The organism is Pseudomonas sp. No.21, assembly GCF_054558415.1.
The window spans coordinates 467,901-490,927 of the sequence record NZ_BAAJNO010000004.1 but is presented as its reverse complement, the minus strand read 5'-3'; the positions used below and the strand labels follow the sequence as shown (position 1 = coordinate 490,927).

The following is a 23,027-nucleotide window of genomic DNA, read 5'->3' as shown; positions in this document are numbered from 1 at the left end:
TTGCTTTCATGGGGCTTATTTCGTCAACGGGGCTGGCCAGCGGGCGCGCGAGTGGGCACCATGCGCACCCTTCGCGAACCGGGCCATAGATGGACACGAGGGGAACATGAGCCTGCAACCTGGACTCTATCGTCACTACAAAGGGCAGCAGTACCGCGTGATCGGTACGGCGCGCCATTCCGAGACCGAAGAAGAGCTGGTGGTCTATCAGGCTCTGTACGGCGAGCACGGCCTCTGGGTCCGCCCGCTGAGCATGTTCACCGAGACGGTCGAGGTGGATGGCGAGCAGATCGCCCGCTTCGCTTTGGTGACTGCCGAGTCAGATCTCTTTCCGCGTCGCTGAGGTGTCCCGGGGCGGCGGGCAAGCTTGACCTCGTCTCGTTCGCCACTATATATAGCGGTGCCGCGTCAGGCGGTCCCGCCTTTCATTTATCGAATTCAGGAAATTTCCGATCCATGGGCAAATCGCTGGTCATCGTGGAATCCCCGGCCAAGGCCAAGACCATCAACAAGTACCTGGGCAACCAGTACGTGGTGAAGTCGAGCATCGGCCATATCCGTGACCTGCCTACCAGCGGTTCGGCCAGTGCCAGCAAGGAACCGGTGAAGCGCGGCAAGGCGGCCGCGTCCGAGGCTCCGGCGCTATCGCCCAAGGAAAAGGCCAAGCGCCAGCTGTTCACCCGCATGGGCGTCGACCCCGAGCACGGCTGGAAGGCGAAGTACGAGATCCTTCCCGGCAAGGAGAAGGTGATCGAGGAACTGCGCCGACTGGCCAAGGATGCCGACACCATCTATCTCGCAACCGACTTGGACCGCGAAGGGGAGGCCATCGCCTGGCACCTGCGGGAATCCATCGGTGGTGATGACAGCCGCTACAAGCGCGTGGTGTTCAACGAAATCACCAAGAAGGCCATCCAGGAGGCCTTCTCCCAGCCCGGCGAGCTGGATATCAACCGCGTCAATGCCCAGCAGGCGCGCCGCTTCCTGGACCGTGTCGTGGGTTACATGGTCTCGCCGCTGTTGTGGCAGAAGATCGCCCGCGGCCTGTCCGCCGGTCGCGTGCAGTCGGTCGCTGTGAAGCTTGTGGTCGAGCGTGAGCGTGAGATCCGTGCCTTCGTGCCCGAGGAGTACTGGGAAGTCCACGCCGACCTGGGCACTGCCAAGGGTGCCAACGTGCGCTTCGAGGTGGCCAAGGAGAATGGCGCGGCCTTCAAGCCGCTGAACGAAGCCCAGGCCATGGCCGCGCTGGAGCAGCTCAAGTCCTCCAGCTACAGCGTGCAGAAGCGCGAAGACAAGCCGACCTCCAGCCGTCCTTCTGCGCCTTTCATCACCTCCACCCTGCAACAGGCGGCGAGCAACCGCCTGGGCTTCGGGGTGAAGAAGACCATGATGATGGCCCAGCGTCTCTACGAGGCGGGCTACATCACCTATATGCGTACCGACTCGACCAACCTCTCTGCCGATGCCATCACCATGGTGCGCGGCTTCATCGAAGGCGAGTTCGGTGAGAAGTACCTGCCGGCCAAGCCGAATTTCTATTCGAGCAAGGAAGGCGCCCAGGAGGCCCACGAGGCCATCCGCCCCTCGGACGTCAATCTCAAGCCGACCCAGCTGTCGGGCATGGAACGCGATGCCGAGCGCCTGTACGACTTGATCTGGCGCCAGTTCGTGGCCTGCCAGATGCCGCCGGCCGAGTACCTGTCCACCAGCGTCAGCGTGGCGGCCGGCAACTTCGAGCTGCGCGCCAAGGGCCGCATCCTCAAGTTCGACGGCTACACCCGTGTGCTGCCGCAACAGAGCAAGCCGGGTGAAGACGACGTACTGCCCGACATGAAGGAAGGCGAGGCGCTCAAGCTGATCAAGCTCGATCCCAGCCAGCACTTCACCAAGCCGCCGGCACGTTTCTCCGAGGCCAGCCTGGTCAAGGAGCTGGAAAAGCGGGGTATTGGCCGCCCATCCACCTATGCTGCGATCATTTCCACGATTCAGGAGCGGGGCTATGTGACGGTGCATAACCGTCGCTTCTACTCCGAGAAGATGGGTGACATCGTCACCGAGCGTCTGAACGAGAGCTTCTCGAACCTGATGGACTATGGCTTCACCGCCGGCATGGAAGAGAACCTGGACGATGTGGCCCAGGGAGAGCGCGACTGGAAGAACCTGCTTGACGAGTTCTACGGCGACTTCAAGAAGAAGCTGGAAGTGGCCGAAGTCGCTGACAGCGGCATGCGCGCCAACCAGCCGACCCTGACCGACATCGCCTGCCGCGAGTGCGGCCGGCCGATGATGATCCGTACCGCCTCCACCGGCGTGTTCCTGGGTTGCTCGGGCTACAGCCTCCCGCCCAAGGAGCGCTGCAAGGCCACGATCAACCTGGTGCCGGGTGACGAGATCGCTGCGGACGACGAGGGCGAGTCCGAGTCCCGCGTGCTGCGTGGCAAGCATCGCTGCCCGATCTGCAGTACCGCTATGGATGCCTACCTGCTGGACGAGACCCGCAAGCTGCATATCTGCGGCAACAACCCCGATTGCGCGGGCTACGAGATCGAGCAGGGCCAGTACCGCATCAAGGGCTATGAAGGCCCGAGCCTCGAGTGCGACAAGTGCGGCAGCGAGATGCAGCTGAAGACCGGTCGTTTCGGCAAGTTCTTCGGATGCACCAACCCCAGCTGCAAGAACACCCGCAAGCTGCTCAAGAATGGCGAGGCTGCGCCGCCAAAGATCGACCCGATCAAGATGCCCGAGCTCAAGTGCGAGAAGGTGGATGACACCTACGTGCTGCGCGATGGCGCTTCGGGCCTGTTCCTGGCAGCCAGCCAGTTCCCGAAGAACCGCGAGACGCGAGCGCCTCTGGTGTTGGAACTGATTCCGCACAAGGAAGAGCTCGATCCCAAGTACCACTTCCTGCTCAGTGCGCCGGCCAAGGATCCTGATGGCCGTCCGGCGGTCATTCGTTTCAGTCGCAAGACCAAGGAGCAGTACGTGCAGTCCGAAGTTGACGGCAAGCCGACCGGCTGGCGTGCCTTCTTCGACGGCGGCAAGTGGAAGGTCGAAGACAAGCGCTGATTGGCGGTTGCGCGCCTGCCCGGGTGGGCGCGCATACTACCGATCTGATCCAGCAGGAGTGGCCGTCATGGCGCATGAGCTCTATACCCGCACGAACCAGAAACTCTACTTCGCCGGCCTGGCCCTGGAATCCTTGCGCAAGGCTGAGGAAGGGCGGGCGATGAATGCCCAGGCGCTGGTTCAGGCAGAGCGCGAAGCGGCCCTGTTCCATCTGCATGGTGCTTTGCTCGGTCTCTGCCACGAGATCGCCGGGTTCTACCGGTTGCCCCAGGCCGCCGCGCCGCGCCCGGAATTGCTGTTGACCGCTGATGTGCTCGCCGCTGCGCCGAGCCCCGAGTTGTCCGAGCTGGTCGAACTGGCCCAACAGCCTGAAACCTGGCTGGCCGAACTGCTGGCTGCGCACGCTGCACTATTCCTGCCGCCCCAGGCGCCGAAAAAGGCGAAGGTCGACCCGACGATGCCGCTGATCCAGGCTGTAAGTGTGGATGACGAGCCGACGCCTCTGTCCGGGGTGACCCTGGAAGAGTGGCGGCAGAACTTGAAGGCACTGGCGTTGCGCTTCCGTGAGGGGCTGTCGGAGTGCTGAGTAGATCGATGGGCTAGGGCGGCCCGTCAGCCGGCTGGTACAATGCCCGCCTTTAGTGGAGAGATGACCCCATGCCAACGTCCTTTCTGGAAATAGTCGAGCTGCCCGACGGCCGCATCATCCTGCGCCGCGCGGAAGACGAGGAGGCGTTGGTTACGCTGGACTTCTCTTCCGACGCCAAGGCGTTCCTGCAAGGGCATCACCTGGAAGTCGCCAAGGCCATGCTCAACGTGGGCGTGCAGATGGCCGGTCGTCTGGCTGAAGGTGAAGTGGATCACGACGAAGGTCCGCGCGTCCTGCATTGATGGGTGCTTGGTCGGCTCCTTCGGAACCGATTATTCCCCTCGACTGTTACCAATCCATTGCGGCCGTATTCCGGTCGTGAGCGCGATTCCTATCCCAGTCGGATGTTTAGGCTTTGCGCTCCACCCTGGCGTGCCGCCTGGGCGAGTGCCTGTTTCTCCGTCCGGTTCAGACGCAGCCAGCTGACTACGGTGTGGCTACGGCCTAATCGAAGGGCTTCGCATGTCAACTCCAGCGCACTGCGCTCTCCCCGGGGCTCAAGGAGCAGGATGCGCTCGCGATTCAGCCCGGCGTCCCGCAACCAGCCCTGGGTAAGGCTGGCGGGCGCGCCGATCAATGTCAGCCAGCGGGCATCCTGCTCCTGGCTGAGTTGGCGAAGGATGGGGGCTAGCAGGTGGCGGCAATGCCCGGCAGCGCCGCTCAGCGACAGCTCGCTGAAGGCTTCGGGTTCCTCTTCCCAGTGCTCGTCGAGCTCCAGTGCAAGTGGCGCCGGGCTGGCGACTATGGCGTCATGGAAAAGCGGTAGTTGGGTTCGGCCAAACGATTGCGGAAACTGCATGACGCCTCCTGTTAGCGGCGGATGACGCCGACGCTCAAGCCTTCGATGACCAGATCCCGCTCCTGAAGGTCCACCTCGATCGGTGCGAAATCCGGGTTCTCGGCGATCAGCCAGACCTTGTTGCCCTCGCGTTTGAAACGCTTGACGGTGACCTCGTCATCCAGGCGGGCTACCACGATCTGGCCGTTGCGGGCCTCGCGGGTGGTATGGACGGCGAGCAGGTCCCCATCGTGGATGCCGACATCCTTCATGCTCATGCCGCTCACGCGCAGCAGGTAGTCGGCGCGGGGATGGAAGAACTCCGGGTTGATCCGGCAGGATTCTTCGATGTTCTGCTGGGCAAGTATGGGAGCGCCGGCAGCTACGCGACCGATGATCGGCAGGCCGTCTTCCTCGGTGCTGGGCTCGAAGCCGGGGATGCGGATGCCACGGGAGGCGCCGGGAGTCATCTCGATCGCACCCTTGCGGGCCAGCGCCTTGAGGTGCTCTTCGGCAGCATTGGGTGACTTGAAGCCCAGTTCCTGGGCGATCTCCGCACGGGTGGGCGGATAGCCGTTGTCTTCGATGCAGCGCTTGATGAACGCGAGGATCTCGGCTTGGCGGGGCGTGAGTTTCAGCATGTCGGCGCTCTGTTTTTTTATACAGTGACTGGGATTATATACAGTGATCATGGCTTGGCAACAAGTCTTCTCTGCATCCTCTCGCCGTGTGCCTTGTGGCTCTAGTGACTTGCCTGTCGTCTTGCGTGAATATGTCGCCTGCGAGCCGTGACCGGGGCGTCAGAAGATGGTGTGCGCGACTTGACAAGCCAGCGGCTTGAAACGTATGTTTCAAACAAGTGTTTGTCAGGCGGAGGAGCCATGGCCCAGTCGGAAACCGTCGAACGCATTCTTGATGCTGCGGAACAGCTGTTCGCGGAGAAGGGCTTCGCCGAGACTTCGTTGCGTTTGATCACCAGCAAGGCGGGTGTGAACCTGGCTGCTGTGAATTATCACTTCGGCTCGAAGAAGGCGCTGATCCAGGCGGTGTTCTCGCGCTTCCTCGGGCCTTTCTGTCAGAGCCTGGAGCGTGAGCTCGATCGCCGGCAGGCGAAGAGCGAGGCGCGCGCGACTCTCGAAGAGCTGCTGGAGATGCTGGTGGAACAGGCGCTGGCGGTGAAGCCACGCAGCGGCAATGACCTGTCCATCTTCATGCGCCTGCTGGGGCTGGCGTTCAGTCAGAGCCAGGGCCACCTGCGCAAATACCTGGAAGAGGTGTACGGCAAGGTCTTCCGCCGTTACATGCTGCTGGTCAACGAGTCGGCGCCCAAGGTGCCGCCGCTTGAGCTTTTCTGGCGTGTGCACTTCATGCTCGGTGCCGCCGCGTTCAGCATGTCCGGCATCAAGGCGCTGCGCGCGATGGCCGAGACCGATTTCGGCGTGAACACCTCCATCGAACAGGTCATGCGCCTGATGGTGCCCTTCCTGGCCGCCGGCATGCGCGCCGAAACCGGGCTGTCCGACGAGACCCTTTCAAAAGCGGTCCTGAAGCCGCGCAGCAAGTCCCCGAGTACGCCTGCCAAGGCCTGATCCCGGTGGGCGAGGGCAGGGGGATCGGCTAAGCTAGCGCCCCATGCCCGACCTCGATCTTCTCCACGTTTCCATCGCTGACCAGTGCCTCTACGGCTTTGCCGGAGAGCGCCTGGTGTTGCGTCTTCCCGTTTCCACCGCGCTGAACGGCGCCGGTGAGCTGAGTGGCTCCAATCGCACGCCTCGCGGCCTTCATCAGGTGCGCGCGAAGATCGGCGAGGGACTGCCTCAAGGCGCCGTGCTGCGAGGCCGTCGCTGGACCGGCGAGACCTGGACGCCCGAGTTGCACGCGCAGTTCCCCGGTCGCGACTGGATACTCAGCCGCATCCTCTGGCTGAGTGGTTGCGAGCCCGGGCGCAACCGCCTGGGCAAGGTCGACACCATGCGTCGCTACATCTACCTGCACGGCACGCCGGACACCGAACCCATGGGCGTACCGCTGTCCCATGGCTGCGTGCGCCTGCGCAATGCCGACCTGCTTGAACTCTTTCCCCGCGTTCCCGTCCATTGTGCGGTGCGGATCGATGAAGCGCCCCGGCCTGACTGGGCCGCGGCAGAACTCTCCTGAGGAATCCCATGCAAGGCTCCCTGATGCTGGACATCGGCGGCACCTGGCTGACCGCTGAGGATCGCCAGATCCTGCGGCAACCCGAAGTGGCCGGCCTGATCATCTTCGCGCGCAATATCGAGGACCCGCGCCAGGTGCGCGAACTCTGCGCTTCCATCCGCGCCCTGCGCCCGGACCTCATTCTCGCCGTCGACCAGGAAGGCGGGCGTGTGCAGCGTCTGCGCCAGGGGTTCGTGCGCCTGCCGGCCATGCGTGCGCTGGCCGACAACGCCGATGCCGAAGCGCTGGCCCGGCTGTGCGGCTGGCTCATGGCGACCGAAGTCCTGGCCGTTGGGCTGGACATCAGCTTCGCCCCGGTGCTCGATCTCGATCACCAGCGCAGCGCCGTGGTCGGCAGCCGTGCCTTCGAGGGCGATCCGCAGCGCGCCACCGACCTGGCCGGTGCTTTCATCAAGGGGCTGCGTGCTGCCGGCATGGCGGCCACCGGCAAGCACTTCCCCGGCCATGGCTGGGCGGAAGCCGACTCCCACGTCGCCATTCCCACGGATGAGCGCAGCCTGGAGCAGATCCGCGCCGCGGACCTGGTGCCCTTCACCCGCCTGGCCCCCGAGCTGGACGGCATGATGCCCGCCCACGTCATCTACCCCCAGGTCGATGCCCAGCCCGCCGGTTTCTCGCGCCGTTGGCTGCAGGACATCCTGCGAGGCGAGCTGAAGTACACCGGGGTGATCTTCAGCGACGACCTGTCGATGGCCGGCGCCCACGTGGTGGGTGACGCCGCCGAGCGCATCGAGGCCGCGCTGAGCGCAGGCTGCGACATGGGCCTGGTGTGCAACGACCGTGCTGCCGCCGAGCTGGCCCTGTCGCGCCTGCAGCGTCTCGGGGTGACGCCGCCTGCGCAGCTCGCGCGCATGCGCCGCCGCGCTTTCCCGGGCACCGAATACCGTCAAGACCCGCGTTGGCAAACGGCGATCGCCGCCCTGCGCGAAGCCCAGCTGATCGACTGAAGGAAGCGAAATGACCGTTTACGCGATTATCGGTGGTACCGGCCTTACCCAGCTCGAGGGCCTGACCATGAAGGCGCTGCTCAACCCCGAGACGCCCTACGGTGCGCCTTCGGCGGGGATCGTCCAGGGCGATTACGCCGGCCGCGACCTGCTGTTCCTCGCCCGCCATGGCCACCCGCACCGCATTCCTCCGCACCAGGTCAACTACCGCGCCAATCTCTGGGCGCTCAAGCAGGCTGGCGCCCAGGCGGTGGTCGCGGTCAATGCGGTGGGCGGTATCAATGCCGCCATGGGCACCGGGCATCTGGTGGTGCCGCACCAGTTGATCGACTACACCCACGGTCGCACCGACACCTTCTTCGAAGGCGAGCTGGACCATGTGACCCACATCGATTTCAGTCATCCCTACGACGAGGCGCTGCGGCAGAAGCTGCTCACCGCACTTGCCGCCACCGGGCACGCGCACAGCGATCACGGCGTGTATGGCTGCACCCAGGGCCCGCGCCTGGAGACAGTCGCCGAGATCGCCCGCATGGAGCGCGACGGCTGTGATCTGGTCGGGATGACCGGCATGCCCGAAGCCGTGCTCGCCCGTGAGCTGGACCTGCCCTACGCCTGCATCTCGCTGGTGGTCAATCCGGCTGCCGGCAAGTCCAGCGGCATCATCACCATGGCCGAGATCGAGGCCGCCCTGGCCGACGGCATCGGCAAGGTGCGCGAAGTCCTCGTCCGCCTGTTCAAGGCCTGAGCGGCCTTCAGGCCGTCGGCAGGGGCGCGAAGAGGGCGTCGAGGTCCTCTTCGCGCAATTGCCAGTCCGCGCCCTCGCTCTGCCCGAGTATGCCCTCGGCGAGCAGCGCCTTGCGTTGCTGCAGTTGCTGGATCTTCTCTTCCACCGTGCCCCGGGCGATCAGCTTGTAGACGAACACCGGCTTGTCCTGGCCGATGCGGTAGGCGCGGTCGGTGGCCTGGCGCTCGGCGGCCGGGTTCCACCAGGGGTCGTAGTGGATCACCGTGTCGGCGGCGGTTAGATTCAGGCCCGTGCCACCCGCCTTCAGGCTGATCAGGAACAGCGGCGCTTCTCCGGCCTGGAAGCGCTTCACGGGGGTGCGCCGATCACGGGTGTCGCCCGTGAGGATCAGGTACTCGATGCCGCGCTGCTGCAGTTCGGCCTCGATCAGCTCCAGCATGCTGGTGAACTGCGAGAAGAGCAGCACCTTGCGCCCCTCCGCGAACAGCTCCACCAGCATCTCCATCAGGCTGTCCAGCTTGCCCGAGGTACTGCCGCGCAGCGGCCGGGTGCGCTCGTGCTCCACCAGGCGCAGGTCGCAGCAGGTCTGGCGCAGCTTCAGCAGTGCCTCGAGGATCACCATCTGGCTGCGCGCCATGCCCTTGTCCTGGATTTCCGCGCGGACCTTCCGGTCCATCGCCAGGCGCACCGTCTCGTAGAGATCACGCTGCCCTTCGCTGAGCTCCACGCGCTGGACTATCTCGGTCTTGGCGGGCAGTTCGGTGGCCACCGATTCCTTGGTCCGGCGCAGCAGGAAGGGGCGGATGCGGCCATTGAGGTGGGCCAGGCGCTCGTTGTCGCCGCGCTTCTCGATCGGGGTGCGGTAGTCGCGCGCGAACTGCTTGGCGTCACCCAGCCAGCCGGGCATGAGGAAATGGAACAGCGACCAGAGCTCGCCCAGGTGATTCTCCAGCGGCGTTCCGGAGAGGCACAGGCGTTGTCGCGCCTCCAGCTGGCGTACGGCCTGGGCGGCCTTGCTGGTGGGCGTCTTGATGTTCTGCGCCTCGTCCAGCACCACCAGGTGCAGGGGCTGCGCCTTCCAGGTCGCGAGGTCGCGTGGTAGCAGGGCATAGGTGGTGAGCAGCAGGTCGAACTCGCCCAGGCGTGCGAAATCCTTCTTGCGGTTCGGGCCATGCAGCGCCAGCACCCGCAGGTTGGGGGCGAAGCGCGCGGCCTCGTCCTGCCAATTGGGGATCAGGCTGGTGGGCATCACCACCAGCGCCGGACGGTCGAGGCGGCCGGCGTTCTTCTCGGTGAGCAGGTGGGCCAGGGTCTGCAGGGTCTTGCCCAGGCCCATGTCGTCACCCAGCACGCCGCCCGCGCCCAGTTCGCGCAGGCTCTGCAGCCAGGCGAGGCCTTGCAGCTGATAGGTGCGCAGGTCCGCCTGCAGGCCGGCAGGGGCCTCGTGGCGGGTCTGCCGGCTGTCACGCAGGCGTTCGGCGAAGCGGCGCAGGCGCTCGCCGCCCTGCCATTCCAGTTGCAGTTCGTCCAGTTGTCCCAGGCGTGCGGCATCGGGCAGGGCGAGGCGCAGGCTGCGGCCTTCCGGCCGATCTCGCAGGTAAAGCTCGCCCAGGGTGGCCAGCAGCGGCTTCAGGCGTCCGAAGGGCAGGGCGACCTGCAGGGGGCGGCCGGTGCTGGCGCCCAGGGTGTCCAGCTGCAGGCGCAATTGCTCGTCGTCGCGCCGCTTTTCCAGGTTCTTCGGGCTGAGCAGCTTGGGGTTCTGCTGGATCAGGCGCAGGAGGATGGGCAGCAGGCTGATGCGCTGGCCTTCGACGACGATGCCCAGCTCCAGGTCGAACCAATGCTGGCCCGGGACTTCGTCCACCTCGGCATACCAGCGCTCGACACTGGACAGGTCGAAGTGGAAGCCGGAGCGGATGTCCACCTCCCAGCCCTCGGCGCGCAGCTCCGCCAGGCCCTTGTTCATGAAACGCTGCCAGGCGCTGTCGCTGGGCAGCTCGAAGAGTTCGTAGACGTCACTGGGCAGGGCGAGGCTCTGGCGCAGTGATTCCTTGAAGCCGAGCTGGCGCAGGCGCTCGCGCAGGGCCTCTTCGGTGGCGATCTGGCGTTGGACTTCCAACAGTTCGCCCTGGCGCTTGCTCACCGCGTTGTGGCGGGCGTTCTTGCCGTGGGCGCTGATACCGGCGTAGTCGAATGCCAGGCCGGCACGATGCTGCTGGCTGCCGACCATGCGTCCGCTGCGCAGGTCGTAGAGGCTCTGCGCCAGGCTGCCGAGGGCCAGCAGCGGGCGCGGCTGGATGTCCTTGAGCACGCGCCTGACCGTTGGCGTCTCGGCGGCCGACAGGGGCCGTTCCGGACGCTGGCTGGGCGCGCCTTCCTCGAGTACTTGCAGGATGGCCGCGACGCAGTGCTTGCAGTTGATGCCCACCGGGCAGCTGCAGCGCCCGATGATGCCGAGGCCGTGGGGGGCCAGGCGGATGTTCTGATGGTAGAAGTTGTCGCCAGAACCGGCGCAGCTGGACTGCAGCAGGGTCTCGTCCATGGCCCGCAGGCGCGCCAGGCGCTGGCGGGCATAGCCCGTGCCACGCTGCAGCGCGCCGCTGTCGAAGTCCTGCCGCCAGTCGTGCTGGCGCAGGTGTTCGAGCAGGGTGAGCACGTCGGTCAGAGCGGGCTGACGCGGATCAGGACGCCGAGGCTGGAGTGATCGAGGTAGGTCAGCTCGCCGGTCTTGAGGCGGGTGCCCTGCTTGATGCGTTCGCTGCCGCTGAGCAGGCCGCTCCCGTCGAACTGGTTGACCCAGAAGTCGACGGCGACATCGGTGTAGCGCACCTGGGACAGGGTCACGGTGCCTTCCACCGGGAAGTGGCCGAGCTGCTGGTCACCGGCGCTGACGGCCACGCGGCTGGGGTTGGCGCCGACGCTCTGCGTCCAGGCCTTGTGCAGCAGCACCTGGTAGCCATTGCCGGGGTTGAGCTTGGCGGCCTCGCCATTCAGCGCGGTGGCGCGCTCACCGACGCTGGCCAGGCTCTGTGCGCCGTTGGCCCAATCGTCCGGGGCCGGCTGGCTGGCGGGGGTGGCGTCGCCCGACTGGCGGAACAGGATCAGCTCGACCTGGTAGAGCCCATCGGCAAAAGCGCTGGGGGCCAGCAGGGCAAGCATCAGGGCGAGGTAACGGAACGCACGCATGGATCGGTCCTTTAAGCGGATTGCGGAGTCAGGCGCTCGAACAGCGCCTCGAGTGTATTGAAACGTTCTTCCGGGCGCTCCATAGGCACCTGGAAGCGGAACAGCGTGGCGCCTTCGAACTTGTAGCGCTTGGGCTGGCCCTGGATCAGCTTGATCAGCACCAGCGGATCGACGCAGGTGTCGGTGGCGAATTCTATCCGACCGCCTTGCGGGCCGGCGTCGACTTTCTTGATGCCGAGCTTCTCCGCCTGCAACTTCAGCAGGGTCAGACGCACCAGGTTCTTGGTCGGTTCCGGCAGCAGGCCGAAGCGGTCGATCATCTCCACCTGCAGTTCCTTCAGGCCGTCCTCGTCGGCGGCCGAGGCGATGCGCTTGTAGAGGATCAGGCGTGCGTGCACGTCGGGGAGGTAGTCCTCGGGAATCAGCGCCGGCAGGCGCAGGTTGATCTCCGGTCCGCCGCCCAGCGGTTGCTCCAGGTTGGGCTGCTCGCCCTTCTGGATGGCCTTGACCGCGCGCTCGAGCATTTCCATGTAGAGGGTGAAACCCACCGCCTGGATCTGCCCGCTCTGCCCGTCGCCGAGCAGCTCGCCGGCGCCCCGTATCTCCAGGTCATGGGTGGCCAGGACGAAGCCGGCCCCCAGGTCCTGGGCGTTGGCGATGGCTTCCAGGCGCTTCTCGGCGTCCGGGGTCATCTGCTTGCGTGGCGGGGTGAGCAGGTAGGCGTAGGCCTGGTGGTGGCTGCGACCGACGCGGCCGCGCAGCTGGTGCAGCTGGGCCAGGCCGAACTTGTCGGCGCGCTCGATGATGATGGTGTTGGCGCTGGGCACGTCGATGCCGGTCTCGATGATGGTCGAGGCGATCAGCACGTTGAAGCGCTTGTGGTAGAAGTCGCTCATCACCTGTTCGAGCTCGCGCTCGTGCATCTGCCCGTGGCCGATGCCGATGCGCGCCTCGGGCACCAGTTCGGCCAGGTCGGCGGCGCACTTCTCGATGCTCTTCACTTCGTTGTGCAGGTAGTACACCTGGCCGCCGCGCAGCAGCTCGCGCAGCAGCGCCTCCTTGATCACCGTGTTCTGCTGTTCCATGACGAAGGTACGCACCGACAGGCGGCGCGCGGGCGGGGTGGCGATGATCGACAGGTCGCGCATGCCGGCCACGGCCATGTTCAGGGTGCGCGGGATCGGCGTGGCGGTGAGGGTGAGGATGTCCACCTCGCTGCGCAGGGCCTTGAGCTGCTCCTTCTGGCGCACGCCGAAGCGGTGTTCCTCGTCGATGATCACCAGGCCCAGGTTCTTGAAGGTGATGTCGTCCTGCAGCAGCTTGTGGGTACCGATGACGATGTCCACCTTGCCGTCGGCCAACTGTTGCGCAGCGCCTTCCACTTCCTTGGCGGTCTTGAAGCGGCTCATCACCTCGACCTTTACCGGCCAGTCGGCGAAGCGGTCGCGGAAGCTGTTGTAGTGCTGCTGGGCGAGCAGGGTGGTAGGCACCAGCACCGCCACCTGCTTGCCGCTGTGCACGGCGACGAAGGCGGCGCGCATGGCCACCTCGGTCTTGCCGAAGCCGACGTCGCCGCAGACCAGGCGATCCATCGGCTTGGGCGCCAGCATATCGGCCAGTACGGCGTCGATGGCGGTCTGCTGGTCCGGCGTCTCCTCGAAGGGGAAGCCGGCGGAGAAGGTGGCGTAGTCCGCCATCGGGTCCTTGAAGGCGTAGCCTTCGCGGGCGGCACGACGGGCATAGATGTCCAGCAGTTCGGCGGCGACGTCGCGCACCTGTTCGGCGGCCTTGCGCTTGGCCTTCTGCCAGGCCTCCGAGCCCAGGCGGTGCAGTGGCGCGAGGGCATCGTCGCTGCCGGTATAGCGGGCGATCAGGTGCAGGCTGGCCACGGGTACGTAGAGCTTGGCTTCCTCGGCGTACTGCAGGGCGAGGAATTCGGCGGACTGGCCTTCGATCTCCAGGGTGATCAGGCCCAGGTAGCGGCCGACGCCGTGGTCGATGTGCACCACGGGCGCGCCTTCGCGCAGTTCGGCGAGGTTCTTGATGACGTTGTCGCCACCGTCGCCCCGACGGTCGCGGCGGCGGCGTTGCATCACGCGCTGGCCGAACAGCGGGCTCTCGGCGATCAGCGCCAGGCCCGGGTCATCCAGCAGCAGGCCTTCGTCCAGGGGCGCGATGGTGATGGCGAGGCGTTCCTTGCTGGCGACGAATTCCGGCCAGCCGGTCACTTCCTGCGGGCGCAGCTTGAGACGGGCGAGCAGCTCCAGCAGCACTTCGCGGCGGCCGGCCGATTCGGCGCTGAACAGCACGCGGCCGGGGAACTCTTCCAGGAAGCGGCGCAAGGCGGCCAGGGGTTCGCTGGCCTTGGCCTGGATCGCCAGGTCCGGCAGCGGGCGGGCCGGGAAGCGTTCGCGACCGACGCCGGTGCCCGAGTCCTCCTGGCTGACCACGACCCGTGGCGAGCCCTTGAGCCGGGCGAAGCAGTCCTCCACCGGCAGGAACAGCTCGGCGGGCGGCACCAGTGGTCGCTCGGGGTCGACGCGGCGCTCTTCATAGCGGTTGCGCACGTCGTTCCAGAACTGCTCGGCGGCCTGCTCGATGCCGGGCAGGGAGAACACCTGGGTGTCGGCCGGCAGGTAGTCGAAGAGGGTGGCGCTGTCCTCGAAGAACAGCGGCAGGTAGTACTCGATACCGGCGGGGGTGATGCCGCTGGCCAGGTCCTGGTAGATGGGGCACCGGCGGAAGTCCACGTCGAAGCGCTCGCGGAAGCGACCGCGGAAGTCGGTCACCGCCTTCTTGTCCAGCGGGAACTCGCGGGCCGGCAGCAGGCGGATCGACTCCACCTTGTCCACCGAGCGCTGGGTCTCGGGGTCGAAGGTGCGCAGGGTCTCGATCTCGTCATCGAACAGGTCGATGCGGAAGGGCACGTCGCTGCCCATCGGGAACAGGTCGATCAGCGCACCGCGCACGGCGAACTCGCCGTGTTCGTAGACGGTGTCCACGCAGCGATAGCCGGCCGCCTCCAGGCGGCTGCGCATCTGCTCGACGTCGAGCTTCTGGCCGACGTCCAGTACCAGGCTGGAGCCCAGCAGGAAGCGCGTTGGCGCCAGGCGGTGCAGGGCGGTGGTGATGGGCACCACCAGCACGCCGTGGGTCAGCTGCGGCAGGCGATAGAGGCTGGCGATACGCTGGGAGATGATGTCCTGGTGCGGCGAGAACAGGTCGTAGGGCAGCGTTTCCCAGTCCGGGAAGTGCAGCACCGGCAGGTCCGGGGCGAAGAAGCTCAGTTCCTGCTCCAGGCGTTCGGCGCTCTGGCTGTCGGCGGTCAGCAGCAGGGTGAAGCGCCGGGCGGCGCTGGCGGCTTCGGCGATCGCCAGGCTGAGGGCGGCACCGGGGAGGTTGCCCCATTGTTGCTTGCCGGCGGCGGCGGGCAGGGTCGGGAGACGCAGGACGGACTCGGGCAAAGGTGGCTCCGGTCGGAAAATTGGACCCGGGCGATTGTAACTATCCCGACTGACGGATGTCAGTCTTACGTCCGCTGCAGATTGCCGCCGCTTGCGCGCGCCGTCATAATGTAGCCCCTTTTTTCAGCCCCTACATGTGGAAGGTACTGCCCGTGACTCAGAAGCCCGACCAGTGTCTCGGTGAGTGGATTGATCGTGAAGCCCTCGCGGAAGCGATGATTCCGCTGATTGGCCAGCTCTACCGCAACAACAGCGTGGTGACCTCGATCTATGGCCGTGGTCTGATCAACCGTTCGGTGATCGACATTCTCAAGGCCCATCGTTTCGCCCGTCACCGCCTGGCTGACGACAGCGAGCTGTCGGTCCACGATACCTTCCCGATCCTCAAGGCCATGAGCGAGCTGAAGCTGGGCGCGGCTTCCGTGGACCTGGGCAAGATGGCCAGCAAGTTCAAGGCCGAAGGCAAGGGCCGTGCCGTCGAGCAGTTCGTCAAGGACGAGCTGGCCGACGTGGTCGGCAAGCAGAACGGCGCCGCCCGTGAAGGCACCGACGTCGTCCTCTACGGCTTCGGCCGCATCGGCCGCCTGCTGGCACGCATCCTGATCGAGAAGACCGGTGGCGGCGACGGCCTGCGCCTGCGCGCCATCGTCGTGCGCAAGGGCGCCAGCAACGACCTGGTCAAGCGCGCCAGCCTGCTGCGCCGCGACTCGGTACACGGCAAGTTCGATGGCACCATCACCATCGACGAGGAAAACAACACCCTCACCGCCAACGGCAACCTGATCCAGGTGATCTACGCCAAGTCGCCGACCGAAGTCGACTACACCCAGTACGGCATCAAGAATGCCCTGCTGGTCGACAACACCGGCGTGTGGCGTGATGCCGAGGGCCTGGGCCAGCACCTGAGCTGCCCGGGTGTCGATCGCGTCGTCCTGACCGCCCCGGGCAAGGGCGCGCTGAAGAACATCGTGCACGGCATCAACCACTCCGAGATCACCGCCGAAGACAAGATCATCTCGGCCGCCTCCTGCACCACCAACGCCATCGTGCCGGTGCTCAAGGCCGTCAACGATCAGTACGGCATCGTCAACGGCCACGTCGAGACCGTTCACTCGTACACCAACGACCAGAACCTGATCGACAACTTCCACAAGGGCGATCGTCGTGGCCGCAGCGCGCCGCTGAACATGGTGATCACCGAGACCGGTGCCGCCACCGCCGCCGCCAAGGCCCTGCCGGTGCTGAAGGGCAAGCTGACCGGCAACGCCATCCGCGTGCCGACGCCGAACGTGTCGATGGCCATCCTCAACCTGAACCTGGAAAAGGCCACCACCCGCGAAGAGATCAACGAGTACCTGCGCCAGATGGCCATGCATTCGGACCTGCAGAAGCAGATCGACTTCGTCAGCTCGCAGGAAGTGGTCTCCACCGACTTCGTCGGCTCCCGCCATGCCGGTGTGGTCGATGCCGAGGCCACCATCTGCAACGACAACCGTGTCGTGCTCTACGTGTGGTACGACAACGAGTTCGGCTACAGCTGCCAGGTGGTCCGCGTGATGGAAGAGATGGCCGGGGTCAACCCGCCTGCGTTCCCGCGCTGATACCGCGTTGAACAGAACGGGAGCTTTCGGGCTCCCGTTTTTCATTTTTAGGTCTGTAATCGCTATACCCACCTCCTGCTTGGAAACCCCTTGATGGACGGACAACAGCTGCACGCCGGCTCGCTCAAGCGCGGCCTGGAAAATCGCCATATCCAGCTGATCGCCCTGGGCGGCGCCATCGGCACCGGTCTGTTCCTCGGCTCGGCCGGGGTACTCAAATCCGCCGGCCCCTCGATGATCCTCGGCTACGCCATCGCCGGCTTCATCGCCTTCCTGATCATGCGCCAGCTGGGCGAGATGATCGTCGAGGAGCCCGTGGCCGGTTCCTTCAGCCACTTCGCCCACAAGTACTGGGGCGGCTACGCGGGGTTCCTCTCCGGCTGGAACTACTGGGTGCTCTATGTGCTGGTGGGCATGGCCGAGCTGACCGCCGTGGGCAAGTACGTGCAGTTCTGGTGGCCGGAAGTGCCCACCTGGGCGACGGCGGCAGCCTTCTTCGTGCTGATCAACCTGATCAACCTGGCCAACGTCCGCGCCTTCGGCGAGACCGAGTTCTGGTTCGCCCTGATCAAGGTGGTGGCGATCATCGGCATGATCATCCTCGGCCTCTACCTGCTGATCTCCGGCACCGGCGGCGAGCAGGCGGCGGTGAGCAACCTGTGGAGCCACGGCGGGTTCTTCCCCAATGGCCTGGAAGGGCTGGTGATGGTGCTGGCGATCATCATGTTCTCCTTCGGTGGCCTGGAGCTGGTGGGCATCACCGCCGCCGAGGCCAGCGAGCCGAAGAAGGTGATCCCCAAGGCGATCAACCAGGTGATCTGGCGCATCCTGATCTTCTACATCGGTGCCCTCACCGTGTTGCTGATGCTCTACCCCTGGGACAAGCTGCTGGAAACCCTGGGCGCCGCCGGCGACCCCTACAGCGGCAGCCCCTTCGTGCAGATCTTCTCGCTGATCGGCAGCGACACCGCCGCCCACCTGTTGAACTTCGTGGTGCTGACCGCCGCACTGTCGGTCTACAACAGCGGCGTGTACTGCAACAGCCGCATGCTCTACGGCCTGGCCGAGCAGGGTGATGCGCCGAAGGCGCTGCTCAAGGTCAACCGCCGTGGCGTTCCGGTGCTGGCCATCGGCGTCTCCGCGCTGGTGACTCTGCTCTGCGTGCTGGTGAACTACCTGGCGCCCAAGCAGGCCCTGGAACTGCTGATGGCGCTGGTGGTGGCGGCCCTGGTGATCAACTGGGCGATGATCAGCCTGTCGCACCTGATGTTCCGCAAGTCGCTGCAGCGCCAGGGCATCGAGCCGTTCTTCAAGTCGCTCTGGTACCCCTTCAGCAACTACCTGTGCCTGGCCTTCGTGGTGCTGATCCTCGGCGTGATGCTGATGATCCCCGGCATCAACGTGTCGGTGTACGCCATTCCCTTCTGGCTCGGCTTCATCGCCATCTGCTACGCCATCCGACGCTCCGCGGGGCCTCGCTCGTAATGACGGAAACGGGGGCTGCGGCCCCCGTTTTTCATGGTGCGGCGGGCTGTGACCGTTCGTCCGCTGGCTGACTTCCGGTTGCCCAAATAGCGCTAACAGTCGGAAATTTCAGGACTTTCAGTGGCCGCTTGGGAAGTCGCCTCTTTATAATGCGCGGTTCTCGTCCCGGGGCCCTGCCGCGTGCTGGAGTTCGATCCGGCGCCTGCCTGGCGTTTGGCGGCTACTGTTCCACACCGGGACGAAACCCTTCTCAAGGTTCAGGCGAGAGACATGACAAGAATCAGACGGGGGTTGGACCTGCCCATCGCAGGCCAGCCTGAGCAGCGCATCGAGGCTGCACGGGCCGTGCGTAGCGTGGCCGTGATCGGCTTCGACTACCACGGCATGAAGCCCACCATGCAGGTGCAGGTCGGCGACCGGGTGAAGCTGGGCCAGGCCCTGTTCGCCGACAAGAAGAGCCCCGGCGTGATCTTCACCGCCCCGGCGGCGGGCGTGGTCTCGGCCATCCACCGCGGCGAGCAGCGCGTGTTGCAGTCGGTGGTGATCGACGTGGACGGCGAGGACGAAGTCCTCTTCGACACCTGCCCGGACAACGCCCTGGATGCCCTCGAGCCCCAGGCCGTGCGGGACAACCTGCAGCGTTCGGGTCTCTGGGCTGCGCTGCGCACGCGCCCGTTCAGCCGGGTGCCGGCCGTCGATGCCGTACCCAGCTCGATCTTCGTGACCGCCCTCGATACCCACCCGCTGGCCGCCGATCCGCAGCCGATCATCGCTGCTCATGCCGCCGACTTCGAACGCGGCCTCAAGGTGCTGGCGCGTCTGGGCCGGGTGTTCCTGTGCAAGGCCGAGGGGGCCAGCCTGCCGGGTGAGCAGGTGACCGGCGTGCACGCCGAGGCCTTCTCCGGCCCGCATCCGGCGGGCCTTCCGGGCACCCACATCCACTTCCTCGACCCGGTCAGCGCCACCAGGAGCGTCTGGCACATCGGCTACCAGGACGTGATCGCCGTCGGCAAGCTGTTCGCCACCGGCCGCCTGTGGGTCGAGCGCGTCGTAGCCCTGGGCGGCCCGGTGGTGGAGAAGCCGCGTCTGCTGGCCACCCGCCTGGGCGCCAGCCTCGACGAGCTGACGGCCGGCGAACTCAAGCCCGGCGTCAACCGCGTGGTGTCCGGCTCCCTGCTGGGCGGGCGCACCTCCCGTGGCGCCTGCGCCTACCTGGGGCGCTACCACCTGCAGGTGTCCTGCCTCGCCGAAGGCCATGACCGCGAGCTGCTGCACTACCTGCGCGCCGGGGTGAACAAGCATTCGGTGCTGAACATCTTCGTCTCCAAGCTGATGGCGGCCCGCCGGTTCGCCTTCAGCACCAGCACCAACGGCAGCCCGCGCGCCATGGTGCCGGTGGGCAACTACGAGGCGGTGATGCCGCTGGACATCCTGCCCACCCAGTTGCTGCGCTACCTCATCGTTGGCGACACCGAGATGGCCCAGAAGCTGGGCTGCCTGGAGCTGGACGAGGAAGACTTGGCGCTGTGCAGCTACGTCTGCGCCGGCAAGTACGAATACGGCCCCATCCTGCGGGACAACCTCAACCGCATCGAGAAGGAGGGCTGACATGGGCCTGCGTAAATTCCTCGACCGGATCGAGCACAACTTCGAACAGGGGGGCCGCTTCGAGAAGTGGTACGCCCTGTACGAAGCGATCGACACCTTCTTCTACCGGCCGGCCAATGTCACCCGGACCACGGCCCACGTGCGCGATGGCATCGACCTCAAGCGCATGATGATCACCGTGTGGCTCTGCACCTTCCCGGCGATGTTCTTCGGCATGTGGAACGTCGGCTACCAGGCCAACCTGGTGTTCGCCCAGAGCCCGGACCTGCTGGCCGCCCAGGACGGCTGGCGCTTCGCGCTGATCGGCAGCCTGGCGGGCTTCGACCCCAACAGCCTGTGGGACAACGTCATCCAGGGCGCCGCCTGGTTCCTGCCCATCTACGCCGTGACCTTCATCGTCGGCGGCTTCTGGGAAGTGCTGTTCGCCGCCATCCGCCGCCATGAAGTGAACGAAGGCTTCTTCGTCACCTCCGTGCTCTTCGCCCTCACCCTGCCGCCGAGCATCCCGCTGTGGCAGGTGGCCCTGGGCATCAGCTTCGGCGTGGTGCTGGGCAAGGAAGTGTTCGGCGGCACCGGCAAGAACTTCCTCAACCCCGCCCTGGTGGGTCGTGCCTTCCTGTTCTTCGCCTACCCGGCACAGATTTCCGGTGACGCCGTGTGGACGGCGGTGGACGGCTTCGCCGGCGCCACCTCCCTGAGCCTGGGCGCTGCCGGTGGTGTAGAGAACATCATCGGTCACGGCATCACCTGGATGGACGCCTTCCTCGGCACCATTCACGGCTCCATCGGCGAGACCAGCACCCTGGCCATCTTCATCGGCGGCGGTGTGCTGCTGCTGACCCGCATCGCCGCCTGGCGCATCGTCGCCGGCGTGATGCTGGGCATGATCGCCACCAGCACGCTGTTCAACGCCATCGGTTCCGACACCAACCCGATGTTCGCCATGCCCTGGTACTGGCACCTGGTCCTCGGCGGCTTCGCCTTCGGCATGATGTTCATGGCCACCGACCCGGTGTCCGCCTCCATGACCAACACCGGCAAGTGGCTGTTCGGTGCGCTGATCGGCCTGATGGTGGTGCTGATCCGCGTGGTCAACCCCGCCTTCCCGGAAGGCATGATGCTGGCGATCCTCTTCGCCAACCTCTGTGCACCGCTGATCGACCACTTCGTCGTCCAGGCCAACATCAAGCGGAGGCTGGCACGCCATGGCTAACCAGAAGGAATCCACGATCCGCACCCTGCTGGTGGCCCTGGTGGTCTGCCTGGTGTGCTCCATCTTCGTCGCCGGCGGGGCAGTAGCCCTCAAGCCGGTGCAGGTGGAGAACCGCGAGCTGGACAAGCAGCGCAGCATCCTCTCCATCGCCGGCCTCGGCCAGCCGGGCATGTCCGCCAGCGAAGTGAAGGCGCTCTATGCCGAGCGCATCACCGCCAAGGTGGTGGACCTCTCCAGCGGCGAATACAGCGACGCCATCCAGGCCGCCGGTTTCGACCCGCTGAAGGCCGCCAAGGACCCGAAGCTCTCCGACGCCCTGCCGGGTGATCAGGACATCGCCTCCATCAAGCGCCGCGAGCGCTTCACCACCGTCTACCTGGTGGAGAAGGACGGCCAACTGGACACCCTGATCCTGCCGGTGCGCGGCTACGGCCTGTGGTCCACCCTGTACGGCTTCCTCGCCCTCAAGGGCGACCTCAATACCGTGGTTGGCCTCGGCTTCTACCAGCACGGTGAGACCCCCGGCCTCGGCGGCGAGGTGGACAACCCGAAATGGAAGGCGCTGTGGAACGGCAAGAGCCTGTTCGATGAGCAGGGCCAACTGGCCATCCAGATCATCAAGGGCAGCGTCGAGCCCGGCTCGCCCAACGCCAGCCACCAGGTCGACGGTCTGGCCGGCGCCACGCTGACCAGCAAGGGCGTCAACAACCTGCTGCATTTCTGGCTTGGCAAGAACGGCTTCGGCCCCTTCCTGGCCAAGCTCAACGACGGGGAGGCATGAACATGGCGCAACCCACGATCCGCTCGGTCCTGCTGGACCCGATCCTGCACAACAACCCCATCGGCCTGCAGATCCTCGGCATCTGCTCGGCCCTGGCGGTCACCTCCAACCTGAAGACCGCGCTGGTGATGTCCATCGCCCTGACGCTGGTGACCGGCTTCTCCAACCTGTTCATCTCGATGATCCGCAGCCAGATCCCCAGCTCGATCCGCATGATCGTGCAGATGGTGATCATCGCCTCGCTGGTGATCGTGGTCGACCAGGTGCTCAAGGCCTATGCCTTCAGCCTGTCCAAGCAGCTCTCGGTGTTCGTCGGGCTGATCATCACCAACTGCATCGTGATGGGCCGCGCGGAGGCCTTCGCCATGGCCAACCCGCCGCTGCTGTCGTTCTTCGACGGCATCGGCAACGGCCTGGGCTACAGCGCCATGCTCATCGTCCTCGGCGTGATTCGCGAGCTGTTCGGCTCCGGCAAGCTGCTGGGCTACGAGATCCTCCCGGTGATCAACGACGGCGGCTGGTACCAGCCCAACGGCATGCTGCTGCTGCCGCCCTCGGCCTTCTTCCTCATCGGCCTGATCATCTGGGCCCTGCGCAGCTGGAAGACCGAGCAGAAGGAAGCCCCGGCCTACAAGATCGCGCCCCAGGTATCCAACAAGGAGGCCTACTGATGGAGCACTACATCAGCCTGTTCGTGAAGGCAGTGTTCGTCGAGAACATGGCGCTGGCCTTCTTCCTCGGCATGTGCACCTTCATCGCCATTTCCAAGAAGGTGGAAACCGCCATCGGCCTCGGCATCGCCGTGATCGTGGTGCAGGCCATCACCGTGCCGGCCAACAACCTGCTCTACACCCTCCTGCTCAAGGACGGCGCGCTGGCCTGGGCCGGCCTGCCGGACGTGGACCTGTCGTTCCTCGGCCTGCTCAGCTACATCGGGGTGATCGCCGCCATCGTGCAGATCCTCGAGATGCTGCTCGACAAGTACGTGCCATCGCTCTACAACGCCCTCGGCGTGTTCCTGCCGCTGATCACGGTGAACTGCGCCATCATGGCCGGCTCGCTGTTCATGGTGGAGCGCGACTACAACCTGGGTGAGAGCGTGGTCTACGGCGTCGGTTCCGGCTTCTCCTGGGCCCTGGCCATCGCGCTGCTCGCCGGCATCCGCGAGAAGCTCAAGTACAGCGATGTACCCGAGGGCCTGCAGGGCCTGGGCATCACCTTCATCACCATCGGCCTGATGTCGCTGGGTTTCATGTCCTTCTCGGGCGTCCAGTTGTAAGGAGG

Annotated in this window: 20 protein-coding genes; 15 read left to right on the top strand and 5 right to left on the bottom strand. The window is 65.6% G+C overall.

What is annotated here, in order from left to right; all coding sequences use genetic code 11:
- Nucleotides 1-106 precede the first annotated feature (106 nt).
- From ACYJSS_RS10660 to ACYJSS_RS10645, 4 genes are all read left to right on the top strand, one after another.
- A complete protein-coding gene (locus ACYJSS_RS10660) occupies nucleotides 107-343 on the top strand; it encodes a DUF1653 domain-containing protein (RefSeq protein WP_111262743.1) in 237 nt (78 codons plus the stop codon).
- Nucleotides 344-456: 113 nt separating this feature from the next.
- Nucleotides 457-3,066, top strand: a complete 2,610-nt coding sequence (gene topA, locus ACYJSS_RS10655) for a type I DNA topoisomerase (protein WP_111262744.1) — start codon at nucleotides 457-459, stop codon at nucleotides 3,064-3,066.
- Nucleotides 3,067-3,133: 67 nt separating this feature from the next.
- Nucleotides 3,134-3,652 carry a DUF6586 family protein gene (locus ACYJSS_RS10650; RefSeq protein WP_111262745.1) on the top strand — a complete coding sequence of 173 codons (519 nt, stop codon included), beginning with the start codon at nucleotides 3,134-3,136 and terminating at the stop codon, nucleotides 3,650-3,652.
- A 71-nt stretch (nucleotides 3,653-3,723) separates the two neighbouring features.
- Entirely contained in the window at nucleotides 3,724-3,957 is a 234-nt protein-coding gene (locus ACYJSS_RS10645) for a hypothetical protein (protein ID WP_111262746.1), read from the top strand.
- An 89-nt stretch (nucleotides 3,958-4,046) separates the two neighbouring features.
- Here ACYJSS_RS10645 and sulA read toward each other — a convergent pair whose 3' ends face one another.
- On the bottom strand, nucleotides 4,047-4,514 hold the full coding sequence (gene sulA / locus ACYJSS_RS10640) for an SOS-induced cell division inhibitor SulA (RefSeq protein WP_111262747.1): 468 nt from the start codon (nucleotides 4,512-4,514) through the stop codon (nucleotides 4,047-4,049).
- Between the two features lie 11 nt (nucleotides 4,515-4,525).
- Nucleotides 4,526-5,134 carry a transcriptional repressor LexA gene (lexA, locus tag ACYJSS_RS10635; RefSeq protein ID WP_111262748.1) on the bottom strand — a complete coding sequence of 203 codons (609 nt, stop codon included), beginning with the start codon at nucleotides 5,132-5,134 and terminating at the stop codon, nucleotides 4,526-4,528.
- Between the two features lie 240 nt (nucleotides 5,135-5,374).
- Here lexA and ACYJSS_RS10630 point away from each other — a divergent pair, with 240 nt between their 5' ends.
- The 4 genes from ACYJSS_RS10630 to ACYJSS_RS10615 are packed head-to-tail and all read left to right on the top strand — an operon-like array spanning nucleotide 5,375 to nucleotide 8,405.
- Nucleotides 5,375-6,082, top strand: a complete 708-nt coding sequence (locus ACYJSS_RS10630; protein WP_111262749.1) for a TetR/AcrR family transcriptional regulator — start codon at nucleotides 5,375-5,377, stop codon at nucleotides 6,080-6,082.
- Nucleotides 6,083-6,125: 43 nt separating this feature from the next.
- On the top strand, nucleotides 6,126-6,650 hold the full coding sequence (locus tag ACYJSS_RS10625; RefSeq protein WP_111262750.1) for a L,D-transpeptidase: 525 nt from the start codon (nucleotides 6,126-6,128) through the stop codon (nucleotides 6,648-6,650).
- Between the two features lie 8 nt (nucleotides 6,651-6,658).
- On the top strand, nucleotides 6,659-7,657 hold the full coding sequence (nagZ, locus tag ACYJSS_RS10620) for a beta-N-acetylhexosaminidase (protein WP_236205742.1): 999 nt from the start codon (nucleotides 6,659-6,661) through the stop codon (nucleotides 7,655-7,657).
- A 10-nt stretch (nucleotides 7,658-7,667) separates the two neighbouring features.
- On the top strand, nucleotides 7,668-8,405 hold the full coding sequence (locus tag ACYJSS_RS10615; protein ID WP_111262752.1) for an S-methyl-5'-thioinosine phosphorylase: 738 nt from the start codon (nucleotides 7,668-7,670) through the stop codon (nucleotides 8,403-8,405).
- Between the two features lie 7 nt (nucleotides 8,406-8,412).
- On the opposite strand, the gene ACYJSS_RS10610 is transcribed toward ACYJSS_RS10615, so the two are convergent.
- Genes ACYJSS_RS10610 through mfd form a run of 3 tightly spaced genes read right to left on the bottom strand, consistent with a single transcriptional unit; the run spans nucleotide 8,413 to nucleotide 15,055 of the window.
- Nucleotides 8,413-11,061 carry a DEAD/DEAH box helicase gene (locus ACYJSS_RS10610; RefSeq protein ID WP_373875128.1) on the bottom strand — a complete coding sequence of 883 codons (2,649 nt, stop codon included), beginning with the start codon at nucleotides 11,059-11,061 and terminating at the stop codon, nucleotides 8,413-8,415.
- 5 nt (nucleotides 11,062-11,066) lie between these two features.
- Nucleotides 11,067-11,591 (bottom strand): CsiV family protein, encoded by a 525-nt coding sequence (locus ACYJSS_RS10605; protein WP_111262753.1) that lies wholly within the window; start codon nucleotides 11,589-11,591, stop codon nucleotides 11,067-11,069.
- Between the two features lie 11 nt (nucleotides 11,592-11,602).
- On the bottom strand, nucleotides 11,603-15,055 hold the full coding sequence (gene mfd, locus ACYJSS_RS10600; protein WP_236205743.1) for a transcription-repair coupling factor: 3,453 nt from the start codon (nucleotides 15,053-15,055) through the stop codon (nucleotides 11,603-11,605).
- 134 nt (nucleotides 15,056-15,189) lie between these two features.
- Here mfd and ACYJSS_RS10595 point away from each other — a divergent pair, with 134 nt between their 5' ends.
- The 7 genes from ACYJSS_RS10595 to nqrE all read left to right on the top strand — a co-directional run bounded on the left by ACYJSS_RS10595 (nucleotide 15,190) and on the right by nqrE (nucleotide 23,022).
- Nucleotides 15,190-16,656: a glyceraldehyde-3-phosphate dehydrogenase gene (locus ACYJSS_RS10595; RefSeq protein WP_111262755.1), complete on the top strand. Its 1,467-nt coding sequence runs from the start codon at nucleotides 15,190-15,192 to the stop codon at nucleotides 16,654-16,656.
- Nucleotides 16,657-16,749: 93 nt separating this feature from the next.
- Complete coding sequence (locus ACYJSS_RS10590; RefSeq protein WP_111262756.1) at nucleotides 16,750-18,141, top strand: amino acid permease; 1,392 nt, start codon at nucleotides 16,750-16,752, stop codon at nucleotides 18,139-18,141.
- A 270-nt stretch (nucleotides 18,142-18,411) separates the two neighbouring features.
- The gene (locus ACYJSS_RS10585; protein WP_111262757.1) at nucleotides 18,412-19,749 is read left to right on the top strand and encodes a Na(+)-translocating NADH-quinone reductase subunit A; all 1,338 of its coding nucleotides are present in this window, start codon (nucleotides 18,412-18,414) and stop codon (nucleotides 19,747-19,749) included.
- A 1-nt stretch (nucleotide 19,750) separates the two neighbouring features.
- A complete protein-coding gene (locus ACYJSS_RS10580; RefSeq protein ID WP_111262758.1) occupies nucleotides 19,751-20,962 on the top strand; it encodes an NADH:ubiquinone reductase (Na(+)-transporting) subunit B in 1,212 nt (403 codons plus the stop codon).
- Nucleotides 20,955-21,743 (top strand): Na(+)-translocating NADH-quinone reductase subunit C, encoded by a 789-nt coding sequence (locus ACYJSS_RS10575; protein ID WP_021219524.1) that lies wholly within the window; start codon nucleotides 20,955-20,957, stop codon nucleotides 21,741-21,743. Before ACYJSS_RS10580 ends, ACYJSS_RS10575 begins: the two co-directional genes overlap by 8 nt.
- On the top strand, nucleotides 21,740-22,414 hold the full coding sequence (locus ACYJSS_RS10570) for an NADH:ubiquinone reductase (Na(+)-transporting) subunit D (protein ID WP_178082988.1): 675 nt from the start codon (nucleotides 21,740-21,742) through the stop codon (nucleotides 22,412-22,414). The genes ACYJSS_RS10575 and ACYJSS_RS10570 overlap by 4 nt, the downstream gene beginning before the upstream one ends.
- Nucleotides 22,414-23,022 carry an NADH:ubiquinone reductase (Na(+)-transporting) subunit E gene (gene nqrE, locus ACYJSS_RS10565; RefSeq protein ID WP_021219522.1) on the top strand — a complete coding sequence of 203 codons (609 nt, stop codon included), beginning with the start codon at nucleotides 22,414-22,416 and terminating at the stop codon, nucleotides 23,020-23,022. The genes ACYJSS_RS10570 and nqrE overlap by 1 nt, the downstream gene beginning before the upstream one ends.
- Nucleotides 23,023-23,027 lie beyond the last annotated feature (5 nt).